12 protein-coding genes are annotated in these 13917 nt (G+C 64.2%); 7 read left to right on the top strand and 5 right to left on the bottom strand.

Annotation, left to right across the window (positions count from 1 at the left end):
• Positions 1-13 precede the first annotated feature (13 nt).
• The 5 genes from FJW08_RS20785 (at position 14) to FJW08_RS20765 (ending at position 4483) form a co-directional block, all read left to right on the top strand.
• Complete coding sequence (locus FJW08_RS20785; RefSeq protein WP_140760692.1) at positions 14-316, top strand: HPr family phosphocarrier protein; 303 nt, start codon at positions 14-16, stop codon at positions 314-316.
• Between the two features lie 41 nt (positions 317-357).
• A complete protein-coding gene (ptsP, locus tag FJW08_RS20780) occupies positions 358-1932 on the top strand; it encodes a phosphoenolpyruvate--protein phosphotransferase (RefSeq protein WP_181182989.1) in 1575 nt (524 codons plus the stop codon).
• 9 nt (positions 1933-1941) lie between these two features.
• Positions 1942-2364 (top strand): hypothetical protein, encoded by a 423-nt coding sequence (locus FJW08_RS20775; RefSeq protein ID WP_140760686.1) that lies wholly within the window; start codon positions 1942-1944, stop codon positions 2362-2364.
• A gap of 39 nt (positions 2365-2403) precedes the next feature.
• Entirely contained in the window at positions 2404-3390 is a 987-nt protein-coding gene (gene dhaK, locus FJW08_RS20770) for a dihydroxyacetone kinase subunit DhaK (protein WP_140760684.1), read from the top strand.
• A 70-nt stretch (positions 3391-3460) separates the two neighbouring features.
• Positions 3461-4483 carry a nucleotidyltransferase family protein gene (locus FJW08_RS20765; RefSeq protein WP_140812091.1) on the top strand — a complete coding sequence of 341 codons (1023 nt, stop codon included), beginning with the start codon at positions 3461-3463 and terminating at the stop codon, positions 4481-4483.
• Positions 4484-4491: 8 nt separating this feature from the next.
• On the opposite strand, the gene FJW08_RS20760 is transcribed toward FJW08_RS20765, so the two are convergent.
• The 3 genes from FJW08_RS20760 to FJW08_RS20750 are packed head-to-tail and all read right to left on the bottom strand — an operon-like array spanning position 4492 to position 6208.
• The gene (locus FJW08_RS20760) at positions 4492-5475 is read right to left on the bottom strand and encodes a serine kinase (RefSeq protein WP_140812090.1); all 984 of its coding nucleotides are present in this window, start codon (positions 5473-5475) and stop codon (positions 4492-4494) included.
• Positions 5472-5906, bottom strand: coding sequence for a lasso peptide biosynthesis B2 protein (locus FJW08_RS20755; RefSeq protein WP_140760677.1), 435 nt, complete (start codon positions 5904-5906; stop codon positions 5472-5474). The genes FJW08_RS20760 and FJW08_RS20755 overlap by 4 nt, the downstream gene beginning before the upstream one ends.
• Positions 5907-5917: 11 nt before the next feature.
• Positions 5918-6208: a PqqD family protein gene (locus FJW08_RS20750; RefSeq protein WP_140812089.1), complete on the bottom strand. Its 291-nt coding sequence runs from the start codon at positions 6206-6208 to the stop codon at positions 5918-5920.
• Positions 6209-6941: 733 nt separating this feature from the next.
• Between FJW08_RS20750 and FJW08_RS20745 the strand changes: the two genes are divergently transcribed.
• The gene (locus FJW08_RS20745) at positions 6942-8849 is read left to right on the top strand and encodes a propionyl-CoA synthetase (protein WP_140812088.1); all 1908 of its coding nucleotides are present in this window, start codon (positions 6942-6944) and stop codon (positions 8847-8849) included.
• 146 nt (positions 8850-8995) lie between these two features.
• Positions 8996-10078, top strand: a complete 1083-nt coding sequence (locus tag FJW08_RS20740) for an acyltransferase (protein WP_140812087.1) — start codon at positions 8996-8998, stop codon at positions 10076-10078.
• A 367-nt stretch (positions 10079-10445) separates the two neighbouring features.
• Here the strand turns inward: FJW08_RS20740 and FJW08_RS20730 are convergent, their stop codons facing one another.
• Together FJW08_RS20730 and FJW08_RS20725 are read right to left on the bottom strand one after the other, a co-directional pair.
• A complete protein-coding gene (locus FJW08_RS20730; protein ID WP_140812086.1) occupies positions 10446-12827 on the bottom strand; it encodes a polysaccharide biosynthesis tyrosine autokinase in 2382 nt (793 codons plus the stop codon).
• Positions 12828-12975: 148 nt separating this feature from the next.
• On the bottom strand, positions 12976-13872 hold the full coding sequence (locus FJW08_RS20725; protein WP_140812085.1) for a UTP--glucose-1-phosphate uridylyltransferase: 897 nt from the start codon (positions 13870-13872) through the stop codon (positions 12976-12978).
• Positions 13873-13917 lie beyond the last annotated feature (45 nt).

Here is a 13917-nt window from a genome sequence, read left to right as displayed (position 1 = left end):
GATTTTTGAAGACATGTCCGCAACCGCCGAAGCGACCGTCCTGATCACTCACGATGTGGGCCTGCACGCGCGTCCTTCGGTGAAGTTCACCAAGCTGGCCAAGAGCTTTGCCGCCGACGTGGAAATTGCACTCGCCGCCAACGGCCCATGGTTCGATGCCAAGAGCATTGTCAAGGTGATGGCGGCCAAGGCGCCGAAGGGCACGGTGCTGCACATCAGGGCCAATGGCGATGGCGCCGATGACGCTATCCGCGCGCTGATCGAATTGGTGCAGCGCGATTTCGACGAGGATGCCGGCCATGTCCGCTCGGCTTGAGGCCGATGCGTGCCTTGGCCGGCCCGCGGGGAATGCGGGCCATGCGTATTGAGGGTGTTCCGGCCTCGGCCGGCTATGCCGAGGGGCCTTTGTTCGACCTCGGCCGGCCAGCGGGCATCTACGCGAGCAAGGCAAGCCCCGCCGAGGAGAAGACGTCACTGGAGGCCGCGATCGGCAAGGCGGTGAACCGGCTCGCGGCCATGGTCGGGACCGCCGACAGCGATGCCGCCGACATACTCGAATTCCACATCGCGATGCTCGAAGACGACGCGCTAAGCGGGCCGGCTTTCGCATCGATCGCTTCCGGAAAAACCGCCGACGCGGCCTGGCGGCAGGCACTCGATGCCGAGATCGCCGGCTACGAGGCCTCGGACCAGGATTATTTCCGCGCCCGCGCCACGGACCTGCGCGATATCAGGGACCAGGTGCTGCGCGTCCTGACCGAGGACGGTGACAGCGCGGCACCGGCCGGCGCCATCCTCTACGGCGAGGATATCGCGCCGACGCGCTTTCTCGAAACCGACTGGAGCCATGGCGGCGGCATCGCGCTGAAGGCGGGCAGCACCGCAAGTCACGTCGCCATGCTGGCGCGCTCGCGTGGCGTGCCGATGGTCGTGGGTCTGCGCGAGCCGCTCACCGCTGTTGCCGGCATCGCGCTGCTCGACGCTGAGCACGGCAATATCGTTCTGGCGCCCTCGCCCACGGAGATCGGCTCGTTCCGGCAGTCATCCTCGGCCTTCGCGGCCCGCCAAGGCGATGCACAGACCTTTCTGGCACGGCCGGCGGCGACGAAGCGCGGCACCGAGGTGCGCGTGCAGGTCAATATCGCCGACCCCAGGGATGTCGATGCCATCGACATCGCCACTTGCGACGGTGTCGGCCTGATGCGCACCGAATTCCTGTTCGGCAAGACGCTGCCGGATGAAGAGACCCAGTATCGCGCCTATCGCAAGGTGCTGGAATGGGCCGGCACAAAACCGGTGACGATCCGTACCGTCGATGCCGGCGGCGACAAGCCGGTGCCGGGCTTCACCGTCGAGGAAGGCAATCCGTTCCTCGGCCTGCGCGGCATCAGGCTGTCGCTGGCCAGGCTCGACATATTCCGTGTTCAAATAAGGGCATTGCTGCGCGCCGCACCACACGGCAATCTCAAAGTCATGTTTCCGATGATCGCCACACCGGAAGAGTATGAACGCGCCGCCGCCCTGTTCGCCGAGGAACGGGTAGCCCTTGCCACGCGCGGCATCGCGCACGAAATGCCGCCGCTCGGCATCATGGTCGAAGTGCCTTCGGTGGCCATCGCGCCGGAGGCGTTCGCCGGCGTCGCCTTCCTGTCGATCGGTTCCAACGATTTGACGCAATATGTGATGGCGGCCGCGCGCGACAATGCCGCTGTGGCCAAGCTGAATTCTGTCCGTCATCCCGCAGTGCTGAGGCTGATCGGCTCGGTCGCGGCCTTCGGACGGGAAAACGGGATTCCCGTCAGCCTGTGCGGGGATGCCGGCGGCGACCCCGCCGCGATCCCCTCGCTGCTGGAGGCTGGCCTGCGCGATCTCTCCGTCGCGCCGGCGCAACTCGCCATGGCCAAGGCGGCCATCGCGAACGTCCCGGTCTAGGCGGCAGGCATGATCGATATCAAACCCGAACCCGGTTCCGAAGAGGCGATCCGCGCCTACAAGACGATCCTGTCACAGGTCATCGACCAGCGCCCGTCCGGTATGCGCCAGCGCCTTGCCGACGCGCTCGGCAAGCACCGCAGTTTCGTCACGCAGATTTCGAGCCCCGCCTATTCGATCCCGATACCGTCAAAGCATCTGCCCGCCATCTTTTCCGTCTGCCATTTCAGCCAGGCCGAGCGCGACCAGTTTCTCGCCGCCTATCATCAGGCACATCCAGGCAAGATCTCGGTCGCCGCGGGCGCGCGCAAGACAAGGCACGTTTCGCTCATCGTGCCGGATTTCGGCGACGACAAGCAGAATGCGGCGCTCGACCGCGCGATCAACGAATTCATCCAGAAGGTCACCATCATCACCGGCAAGAGTGGCTGAGTGACCCTTGATGTCAGGCTATTTCGGGAGGAGACGGCCGTGAAGAAATTCATGAACTCGGTGGATACGGTGCTGACAGAGAGCCTCGACGGTTTCGTGGCCGCCCATGCCGGCATCCTGGTGCTTGGCGAGGAGCACAAATTCATCCGCCGCAAGGTGCTCAAGCCGGGCAAAGTGGCGCTGATCTCCGGCGGCGGCTCCGGCCACGAGCCGCTGCATGGCGGCTTTGTCGGCCATGGCATGCTGGACGCCGCCTGCCCCGGCCAGGTGTTCACCTCGCCGACGCCGGACCAGATGCTGGCGGCCGCGCAAGCTGTCGACACCGGCGCCGGCTGCCTGTTCATCGTCAAGAACTATGAAGGCGACGTGATGAACTTCGACATGGCGGCGGAAATGTCGGAAGGCGTGCTTCAGGTGGTGACGAATGACGACGTCGCCGTCGAGAATTCTTCCTACACGACCGGCCGGCGCGGCGTCGCCGGCACGCTGGTGGTTGAAAAGATCGTCGGTGCCGCCGCCGAGCACGGCCTGGCATTGCCGGCGTTGAAGGCGCTGGGCGACCGCGTCAACGACGCGACCCGCTCGATGGGTGTGGCGCTGACCAGTGGCACCGTGCCGGCGGCCGGCAAGCCGACCTTCGACATCGGCGACGGCGAGATGGAATTCGGCGTCGGCATCCATGGCGAGCCCGGCCGCCGCCGCGACACCTTGATGAGCGCCGATGCGATCGCGCAGGAGATCTGCGCCGCGATCCTTGGGGATCTCGGTGACAAGGCGAAGGGACCCGCGCTGCTGTTCGTCAACGGCTTCGGCGGCACCCCGCTGATGGAGCTCTATTTGATGTACAACAGCGCCCGCCGGATATTCGAGCAACATGGCGTGACGATAACCCGCTCGCTGGTCGGCACCTATGTCACCTCTCTCGACATGGCCGGCTGCTCGATCACGCTGACCCTGCTCGACGACGAATTGACGGGCTGGTGGGACGCACCTGTCCACACGGCCGCGCTGCGCTGGGGCCTATGAGGCTGGCTTCGTCCGTGCTTTTCTGCAACCATTCTGGACTATCCACTTAGCGATGGATTTGCCCGGATCGATGCTGCCGTCCCTCACTTCCGCCGAAGAAAGACTGCTGCTGCGCTTCGCCGATCCGGAGGCCGCGGCGGTCGAGGACAATTTGTCGGCGAAAGCCCTGTCGGCGCTGCTCGACAATGCCGAATTCCACGGCGTCCTGCCGATCATGCTGCGCAAGCTCAGGGAGCGCGGCGACGCGCGCCTGCCGTTGGACGCTGGCTTGCCGGACAAACTCGACGACCTGCGCCAGAAGGCGACGATCGCCACCGGCCAGTCGATGCTGCTGCAGTATCATGGCGACCGCATCATGAAGGGGATGGCGGCGGGAGGCATTCCGGCGCGGATCGTCAAGGGACCGGTCTTCGCGCGCAAACTCTACCGCAACGTTTCCGACCGGCCGTTCACCGACATCGACATCCTCGTCGAGCCCGCCAACCTCGCGCGGGCAAACCAGGTGATCGCGGCGTCAGGCTTCAAGCTTGGCAGCAACGAAGCCGAATCCTACCAGTTGCAGGAGTTCAAATGGCTGGAAAAGGAGAACTCCAGCCTGCTGGTCGAGCTGCATGGCGACCTTGTGCATGACACCGGCATGCGGCGGCGCCTGTCGCTGGGTTTTCGCGAGTTGGGCATCATCGATGGCGAGGCGACGAACACGCCGGCGGCCCTTTTGACGATCGCCATCGTGCATGCGGCCGGGGGGCATAAATTCCACCGGCTGCAGCTTTGCGTCGACGTGCTGCAAGGCGTGCGGGCGCTGCAGTCGCCGAAAGCCGAGGAACGCCTGCTCGACGCCGCCCGGATGACCAGCATCGAACTCGAACTGGCGATCGTACTCAACGTGACCGGCCAGTTGTTCGACGAACCGCATGCGCTCGAACTCGCCGGGCGGATCAAGCCCGATCTGTCGATACGGCTGGCCAAAAAGCTGATCACGACGAATACGCTGCTCAGGGTCAATTCCCGGGAGAAGATCGGCTCGCGCCTGCGCCGCGACGCCTTCCGCTGGATTCAGCGGCTGGCCAAAGCCAGGCCATACGCCGCTTGAAGTGGCCGTCAATCCCATGACTTCAATGTGGCGCTTATCAGCGCCGCCGCATCGGCCGGACGCGCGCCCACTTCCAGGGTGAAGGTCGGCACCGAGGAGACCAGCTTGGCGATCGTCGCCAGCCGGCGCTTCTGCAGCGGCAGCAGGCCGGTCATGCCGGTTCGGACATTGTCCATCGCCAGCGCCACCATGGCGTCGGTCCGGGCCATGGGCGCGAGCCGGGTCTCTTCATCGGCGGATCGCGCAAGGTGCAGGAGCGTGGCTACCGGACGGGCGGTCGGGCTTTCGATTTTTACGATCCCGCCCAGCTTTTCCAGCGAAACAGCCTGTTCGCCGTTGCGATCCCAGGATGGCCCGAGGCATGGCGCCACAAGCGGGATCATCCGCGCGGTCTTCTCATGGATCTTGACGTGGCGGGGCAAACCCCAGGCAACGGGCGTGGCGGACGCGACATTCAGGATCATGGCATCGTCGGAGCACAGGCCGAATCCTTGCGTTGCCAAGGCCAGCGATATGGTGGTCTTGCCGGTGCCGCTCGGGGCATGGACCAGCACGACGGCGTCGCTGCCCGGCAGCGTCAGGCCAGCGGTGTGCAGCATATGTTGGCCGCCGGCGTCGAGTGCCGCGTCCAGCATCAGCATTGACGGCGTCCAGGCGGCCTTGCTGTCGGGCACGATGCGGAGTCGAGCCCAGCCCTTCTCGTTGATCTCGACGGTCTGACGTCCCGGCAAGACCAGATGGACGCTGGCGCCGTCCGCGATCATCCGGCAATGGCCGTCGTCCGGTATCTCGCCGTCGAAGACCAGGGATCCGGCGGGGGTCTCGTCCAGCGCTTCCGCCTCGACGATGTCGAGATGGAAATCCGCTTCGGTCGAACCTTCGACGCGCAGGCTGGCGAGCATCCTGTCGAAGTCCCGCCATAGCTCGGCGCGGTCGGCCGAAATGCCGAGGACCTGGCCGTTGAGATCATAGAAGGCGCAAGGTCTGGTCAAGCGGGGCGCACTTTCGAGGCACGGTCATGATGGCGATAGATCTCGACCATGCCGGGAAGGCTGTCGCTGACCACCGGCATGCCGTCGAGGCAGACCCAGCAATGCGCCGACAGCCGCGACGCTTGCAGCGACTTCGGATCGACGCCGAAACGCAACTCCGGATCGAAGCCGGCGAGGCGCAGGAAACGATGGCCGAGCAGTCCTTCCCGCAGGCATCTGCGATCGCGCATCAGCCAGGGACGGCGCACGGCACGGTTGACGCAGGCGACAATGTAGGGGGCTGGCAGACCGCGATAGGGCGTCGGCGAGGCGAGCGGCGCCCATTTCAGCACCTCCTCGAAACTGCGGTTGGCGATGAGGACCGGCATCAGCCGCGCGCTTGCCCAGAGATGGCAGCGGAACAAGGCGCGCAGGAGAGGACTGTCCGCCATCAAGCAGCCCTTCAGCCATCGAGCCCTGGCGCGGCGAGGATGCCTTCCGACACAAGGTCGGCGGCCAGCGCCGCCATGTCCTCGTCAAGTGTGCCCTTGTCCACCTCGAACTCCTCGCAAAGCAGGCCGACGATCTGGCCGAGGCTGCGCGCGCCATCCACCTTGTCGAGAAAAGCTTCGGTCGTGCCGTTGCAGGTATAAAGCTGGCCGCTGCGCGCCAACAGCACGACCGCGCCGTCGCCGACATGCTGAACCGAGGCATCGTCCGTCAATCGCAGAACGGTTCCAGCGGCTATTTCCATCACAAACCCCAAAAGCCATGCAAAACCCCGAAATGAGATAGCGCGGTGGTGGGGCGCTGTCTATCCGGCCGGCTGGGGGACAGCACCGCAGCCCGTGTTGCGGCAGGCTCTCGCCGGGCCGCAACATCCATCCACAGCAGAAATCGTCCCAGAAATAGTCGCCGGAATGACGCGCAGGGCAGGTGCGTTGACCGGCATGACCGTTGCTTTTCTTCCCTAAGGTAAGGTAAGAACTCCCCCGGGTCTTGGGGAGATAAGCGTATGCGTTACAACTGGGAGAGGGGTCCGACGCCTTTCGAACGCCATCGAAAAGCTCTTGCGACAGCCATTTTGATCTTTGGCGGCATCGGCCTCATGCTGGTGGCCTTGCCGATCTAGCGCAATCAACATCTGTCCAGTGAATCCGATTCTTTAGACGGCTATCGACGGGTTGCGCAGCGAGGTTTTCCGATCACCGCGATGACGCGGCGACCGCGCCCTTCAAAGCCCCGGCTGAAGCGCTGTACCAGCACGACTATCACCGCCGGCTTGAATTCGTTGGCTTCCGGCAGGCTGTAGGAGTTCAGGCAGTTCCTCGACTCGATCGATCATCTATGGCGCATGCGCTCACGTCCTCCCCCTCGATACCGTAGGTCACGATAGGGCATCTCAGACGAAAATCAGGGAAGACAGCGCTGGAAAAAACAGCATAGGCTGTTGGCAAGACGGCAAATCGATCCTGGGGAGGATGTGGATGGCTTCACGCTATCACGAGGTCTATGACGGCTGGAAGCGCGACCCGGAGAAATTCTGGGCCGACGCGGCCGGCGGCATCGACTGGTATTCGCCGTGGGACAAGGTGTTCGATGCCGCCGCCGGCGTCTATGGCCGCTGGTTCACCGGAGCGACCTGCAACACCTGCTACAATGCCCTTGACCGGCATGTTGCTGGCGGGCGGGCCGACCAGATCGCACTGATCCATGACAGCGCCATCACCGGAACGGTGAAGAAGTTCACCTATGCCGAACTCAAACGCGAAGTGGTGGCGCTGACCTCGGTCCTGAAGAATCGCGGCATCGGCAAGGGCGACCGCGTCATCATCTACATGCCGATGGTGGCGGAAGCGGCCATCGCCATGCTCGCCTGCGCCCGCATCGGCGCCGTGCATTCGGTCGTGTTCGGCGGCTTTGCCTCGCACGAGCTTGCCACCCGCATCGACGATGCGAGGCCGAAACTGATCATCTCGGCCTCCTGCGGCCTGGAGCCGGGCCGGGTGGTTGCCTACAAGCCGCTGCTCGACAAGGCCATCGAGATGTCCCGGCACAAGCCGGACGCCTGCCTGATCCTGCAGCGCGACCAGTTGCGCTGCGATCTGAAGGATCATTTCGACATCGACTATGCCGACGCGGTCGCCCGCGAGCGGGCGGCCGGCGCCAATGTCGACTGCGTGCCGGTGTTGGCCACCGACCCGCTCTACATCATCTACACCTCGGGCACGACCGGCCAGCCCAAGGGCATCGTGCGCGACAATGGCGGCCACATGGTCGCGCTGAAATGGACGATGGACAACGAGTTCGGTGTGAAGCCGGGAGAAGTGTTCTGGGCCGCGTCCGACGTCGGCTGGGTGGTCGGCCATTCCTACATCGTCTACGGCCCGCTGCTGCATGGCTGCACCAGCATCTTGTTCGAAGGCAAGCCGATCGGCACGCCCGATGCCGGCACCTACTGGCGGGTGATCTCGGAGCACGGCGTGGTCGCCCTGTTCACCGCGCCGACCGCCTTCCGCGCCATCAAGGGGCAGGACCCCAAGGGCGAGTTCGTACCGAAATACGATCTGTCGAAATTCCGCACGCTGTTCCTCGCCGGCGAGCGCGCCGACCCCGAAACCATCAAATGGGCGGAGCAGAAGCTCAACGTGCCGGTGGTCGACCATTGGTGGCAGACCGAGACCGGCTCGCCGATGACGATCAACCCTGCCGGGCTCGGCCTGCTGCCGGTGAAATACGGCTCGCCCGGGGTGCCTATGCCGGGCTACGACATCCGCGTGCTCGACGATGCCGGCCACGAGGTGCCGCGCGGCACGCTGGGCAATGTCGTGGTCAAGCTGCCGCTGCCGGCGGGCTGCCTGCCAACGCTATGGAACGCCGACGCCCGCTTCCGCCAAGCCTATCTCGATGAGTTCCCCGGCTTCTACAAGACGGCCGATGCCGGCATGATCGACGAGGACGGCTATCTCTACGTGATGGCCCGCACCGACGACATCATCAACGTCGCCGGGCATCGGCTGTCGACCGGCGCGATGGAAGAGGTGCTGGCCGCCCATCCCGACGTCGCCGAATGCGCCGTCGTCGGCATCGCCGATGCGATGAAGGGCCAGATTCCGCTGGGCTTCGTGGTGCTGAACGCCGGTGTCGCACGAGACGGCGGCGCCATCGAGAAGGAGGTGGTCGCGCTGGTGCGCGAGCGCATCGGCCCGGTCGCCGCCTTCAAGACCGTGGTGACGATCAAGCGCCTGCCCAAGACGCGGTCCGGCAAGATCCTGCGCGGCACCATGCAGAAGATCGCCGACAAGGAAGTGTGGACGATGCCAGCGACCATCGACGACCCCGCCATCCTCGAGGAAATCACGGCGGCGCTGAAGGCGCGCGGCATCGGCGTGTAGGGAGCAGTGCCCGACCCTGAGTGGAGCCAACGTTCCGCGATGTTGCGGCACGGCGAACTTTGTGATGACCGCAGGGAGCAATCGTTGATTGTGCAATGCAATATTCCACCTTAAACTTCCCGCGGGGGGCCATTCGACGGGATCGCATGGCTCAACAAAAGACAACGTTTGGCGGTATCGATATCCTGCGGTTTCTCGCCGCCGTGCTGGTCATGGTCTACCACTACGGTTTCTGGGTGTGGGCCTATCCCGACGGTATCTCGGCGCAAGCCACGGGCGGCGTTCCGGCGCAGCCCGGTATAGGCGCCTGGGTCGAGTCCGGCTGGGTCGGCGTTGAGATCTTCTTCGTCATCAGCGGTTTCGTCATTGCCTTCAGCGCCGAGAATTCGACACCGCTGCGGTTCTTCGAGGCAAGGGTCAAAAGACTGGCGCCGGCGGTCTGGATCTGCGCGCCGATCACCGCGGCACTGCTGCTGCTCATTGGCTCGAGCTGGCCGACCGACGCGGTGGTCAGGCTCGCCCGAACGGCCCTGTTCGCACCCTATGGTCCCTGGGTGGACAGCGTCTACTGGACGCTCGGCATCGAAATCGCTTTCTATGCCATCGTCTGGATCCTGCTGCGGCTCGGCCGCTTCCATCTGATGGAGAGGGTTGCCATCGTCATCGGTCTGGTCAGCACGTCGTTCTGGTGCCTCTATTATCCGCTCGGCTGGTCGGACTTCGCCGAGACGCGCTGGCTGCAACTCATCCTGGTGCATCATGGCTGCTTCTTCGCCGTCGGCGTGCTCATCTGGCTGATGCGGTTCAAGGCGATGACGCCTCCCCGCCTTGCTTTCTGCCTGCTGTTCCTCGGCGGCGGCGTGCTGCAGATCGCGAGTTCCGTCGACGTCCACAGCATCAAGGTCGCAGCCGCCATGCCCTACGCGCCGCCGATCCTGATGTTCCTCGCAGCCATCGCCCTGATGGCATGGTCGCTGCGGCTCGATCTCAGTTGGAGCGGCTGGCGCCGGATCGGGCTGATGACCTATCCGCTCTATCTGATCCACGACGTCATCGGCGCGTCGATGCTCGGCGCCATGGTGCGCGCCGGGCTGCCATATCTCCCGTCGATGGCAATCGTCGGCGCGACCATGATCGCGGCAAGCTGGCTGGTGGCAACCGAGGCCGAACCGCGCATCCGGCTGCTGCTCGATTACACGCTCTTCCGCTACCGGCTCAAGGCGGCGTAGGCGAGCCATCAGCTTCGGGCGATACGACGCTCCGCTTCATGTCCGGCCGCATGAACGGTGGCGGGACGGCCGAAGCTTTGCGCAATTTCGAATGAGAACCGCAGCCCACTCCTAGCGGTTCAGTGTTTGTTGGAATCGCCGAACCGCTCTAACTCTTTGTTTTCACGCAATTCCCTAGGGAAAGCGCTACGCGCTTTTCCCGGGAAAACCGCTACGCACTTTTCCTGGAATTGCTCTAATGCATGTCGCCCGGAAGTGTCCTCGGTTCCGGGACAACGACATGCATAAAATGAGAAAGCTTACAGCAGGTCGGGCGAATCCTATTCGCCGCGACATGCTGCAAGAGAATAGTGGGTGACGACCTACCTCAGACCGTTGCCTTCGACCGCACTTCCGACTTGTCGAGATAGTAGGTCGAGTACTTGTCGAAGAATTTCTCCGAGGCCCCGATCGATCCGTATTTGGCGAGCTTCTTCAGGTCGACCTTGTTCAGCACCGCGCCGACGATCTTGTTGGCGACATAGGGTTCGGATTCCAGCATCGAGCGCACCATGGCGCGCGGCGTGCGGCCCCATTCGGTGACCAGCACGAAGCCGTCGACGAGCGGTGCGAAGGCCTTGGCGTCGACCACCGGCCCGAGCGGCGGCAGATCGACGACGATGTATTCGAACGTCTCCTTGGCGTTCTCGATGAAGCGGCGCATGCCGGCCGAAGAGAGAAGCTCGCTGGTGTGCGAGAAATGCCCGCGCGACACGGCCGGGATGATCGCCAGCTTGGTCTGCCTGTCGATCTTGCCGACGGACTGCCAGGTCTGGCCGCTCACCACCGCTTCCATCAACCCTTGCTCGGCTTCCATGCCGAGGCTGCGGCTAAGGCCCGGATTGCGCAGGTCGCCGTCGATGAGCAGCGTCCTGGCGCCGTTGGCGGCCAGCAGCCCGGCGAGATTGGCCGCGACCGTCGACTTGCCTTCGCCGGGCAGGACCGAGATCACGCCAATGACGCGACTGGCTTGCCCTTCCAATACCACGTCGAAGGCGATCTTGGCGCTGCGCAGCGTTTCGGAGAACATCGATGCCGGAGCGTCGACGCTCACCCGCATTCGCGCGCGCCTTTCGATGGCAGCCGGCGTTCTGGCAACCTTGAGATCTGGCTCGCCCGGCTTGTCTTCCTTCGTCGGTTTGCCGCCGATGGTGGGCAGGTAACCGAGGAATTTGAGGCCGACGCGGTCGCGCACCTCCTCGCCGGTCCTGAAGAACCGTTCGTTGAACTCGTTGAGGCCGCCGAAGCCGGCGCCCATCAGAACGCCGAGCACCAGCGAAAGACCGAGCACGACCATGGTGCGGGGGCTCGAGGCGGCAAGCGGCGTCGACGCATCCGAGATGATGCGGATCTTGCCGACAGGGAAGGATTGCTGCTGCGCGGCTTCCTCATAACGGCCGAGGAAAGTCTGGTAGAGCGTCGTCAGCGCCGTCGCCTTCTGGTCGAGTTCACGCAGCTTGACTTGCGACTGGTTGTCGATGGAGCTCTTGCCTTGTGCGGCAGCGACATTGGCCCTGAGCGCTGTCTCGCGCGCCAGAGCCACCTCATACTCGTTGCGGTAGCTTTCGGTGAGTTGCTTCAGCTCGCCGAATATCTGGGCCGAAATGTCTGCCTTTTCCTTGGCGAGCGCCACGGCTTGGGGATGCTGGGCGCCGAAATTCGCCTCGACATCCTGCTGCCGTTTGGCGACCGCGAGATAGCGCGTCTTCAGCGCCGCGATGACCGAGCTGCTTGGCTGGTCGCTCGATATTGCTGCGTCCTTGAAAGCGTTGTCCGAGCCGCTGTCGACGATCGACTTGTACTGCTGGTAGCGGGCGCTGGCACGTGCCGTGTCGGCCTGCGCCACGATGAGCTGCGCGTTCAGGTCGGCAAGCTGCTTGTCGCTCATCAGCTGGCCGTCGCTGTTGGCGGAAAGACCATGCTCGGCCCTGAATTTCTCGACCGCGAGCGATGCCTGCCGCGAGCTTTCGCGCAGTTCGGTCAGCCGACCCTGCAGCCAGACCGCCGCGCGCTCGGTGGCATCGAAGCTGGCATCGAGCTGGTCGGCGAGATAGGCGTCGGCATAGGCCTTGGTGATGGCTTTCGCCAAACCCGGATCCGTCGCCTGGTAGCCAAGCGCGATGACGTAGCTTCGCCCGACGCGATCGGCCCGGATCTCGTTCTGCAGCTTGAGGATGGCATAGTCGCGTCGCGACGTGGCGATCAGCGCATCGCGCGTGGCGGGGTCGAGCTTGGAGATATCGCCGACGCCCGGCATGACCGGGCTCGGACGGACATACTGGATCAGACCGCGGACCAAGCCGACGCCCTGGGCAAGGGCCGACTGCGGCGGGTTCATGAACGCGTCGTTCTGGTCGAGTTTCAGCTTGTCGACGACCACGGCGGCAAGCCGAGTCGAGGTCAGGATTTCGATCTGGCTGAGGATGGCGGAATCGGTCTGCATGGTTGTCGACGCCGCCGAGATGTCGTCGACGATCTTGTTCAGCCCCTCGTCGATCAGCACGCTGGCGACCGACTGGTATTTGGGCGGCGTCGTCTGCAGATAGAGCAAGCCCAGGAAAAGACCGATGATGGCGCACACGCCAACCACCTTGGCCTGCCGCGCGGCCATGCCAAGCAGCCGCTCCACGTCGATGAAGTCTTCGCCGTTTCCTGCGTCCGGATTCGGCAATGGCATCCTCTTGTCGAGAGGAAAGTTGGCATAATTCATCTTCGGTCCAATTCTGGCTTGTCTCGCTCGCAGGCCCCGGGAAGATCGGGAGCATTGGCGGGCGCGACACACACTTGGTGCCGGATGGCGCGGAGCCGGCCGGCCCCTCCGCCGTCAGCCGCCCGACAATGCTCCCGAAAGATGGGCATTATGCGGCTTCTTCCTGGCGTTCATGCGTCCGGACGCACTCCCGGAGCATCTCGAAGACCGGGCCCTTCATGTCGTCGCGCGCCAGCGCGAAGGCGACATTGGCCTGGATGAACCCTTCCTTGGAACCGCAGTCGAACATGCGGCCCTTGAAAGGCTGGGCAAAGAATGACTGCTCCTGCGACAGGCGGACCATGGCGTCGGTCAGCTGGATCTCATTGCCGGCGCCGCGTTGCTGGTTGCCCAGAAGCTGGAAAATCTCGGGCTGCAGGATGTAGCGGCCGTTGATGTAGAAGTTCGACGGCGCGTTGGCCGGCGCAGGCTTTTCGACCATGGCCGTCACCTCGAAGCCGCCGCCGATGTCGGCGCCACGGCCGACGATGCCATATTTGTTGGTCTCGCTCGGGTCGCAGCGCTCGACGGCGATGACGTTGCCGCCGGTCTCGGCATACAGGTCGGTGATCTCGGCCAGGCATCCGCGCCCGCCGAAGGAGACCATGTCGGGCAAAAGCAGGGCGAAGGGCTCGTTGCCGATGACCTCGCGCGCGCACCAGACGGCATGGCCGAGGCCTTGCGGCGATTGCTGGCGGATGAAGGAAGTGGCGCCGGCCACCGGAAGCAGGCTTTCCAGCGACTGCAGTTGCGCCTTCTTGCCGGTCTGCTCCAGGGTTCCGATCAGTTCGGGATGGAGGTCGAAATAGTCCTCGATGACCGCTTTGTTGCGGCCGGTGACGAAGACGATGTGCTCGATGCCGGCCTCGAAGGCCTCGTCCACCGCATATTGCACGACGGGCCTGTCGACCACGGGAAGCATTTCCTTCGGCATCGACTTGGTCGCCGGCAGGAACCGTGTTCCAAGCCCCGCCACCGGTATCACGGCCTTCCTGATTTTCTTCATCGCAAATTCCTTCTGAGGAGATCGACTTCAGTCCATTCACAGGCC

The sequence above is a fragment of the Mesorhizobium sp. B3-2-1 genome (genome assembly GCF_006439515.1).
In the GTDB taxonomy this organism is placed as follows: Bacteria; Pseudomonadota; Alphaproteobacteria; order Rhizobiales; family Rhizobiaceae; genus Mesorhizobium.
The sequence above is the reverse complement of the archived record's forward strand: the minus strand, read 5'-3'. Positions and strand labels throughout refer to the sequence as shown.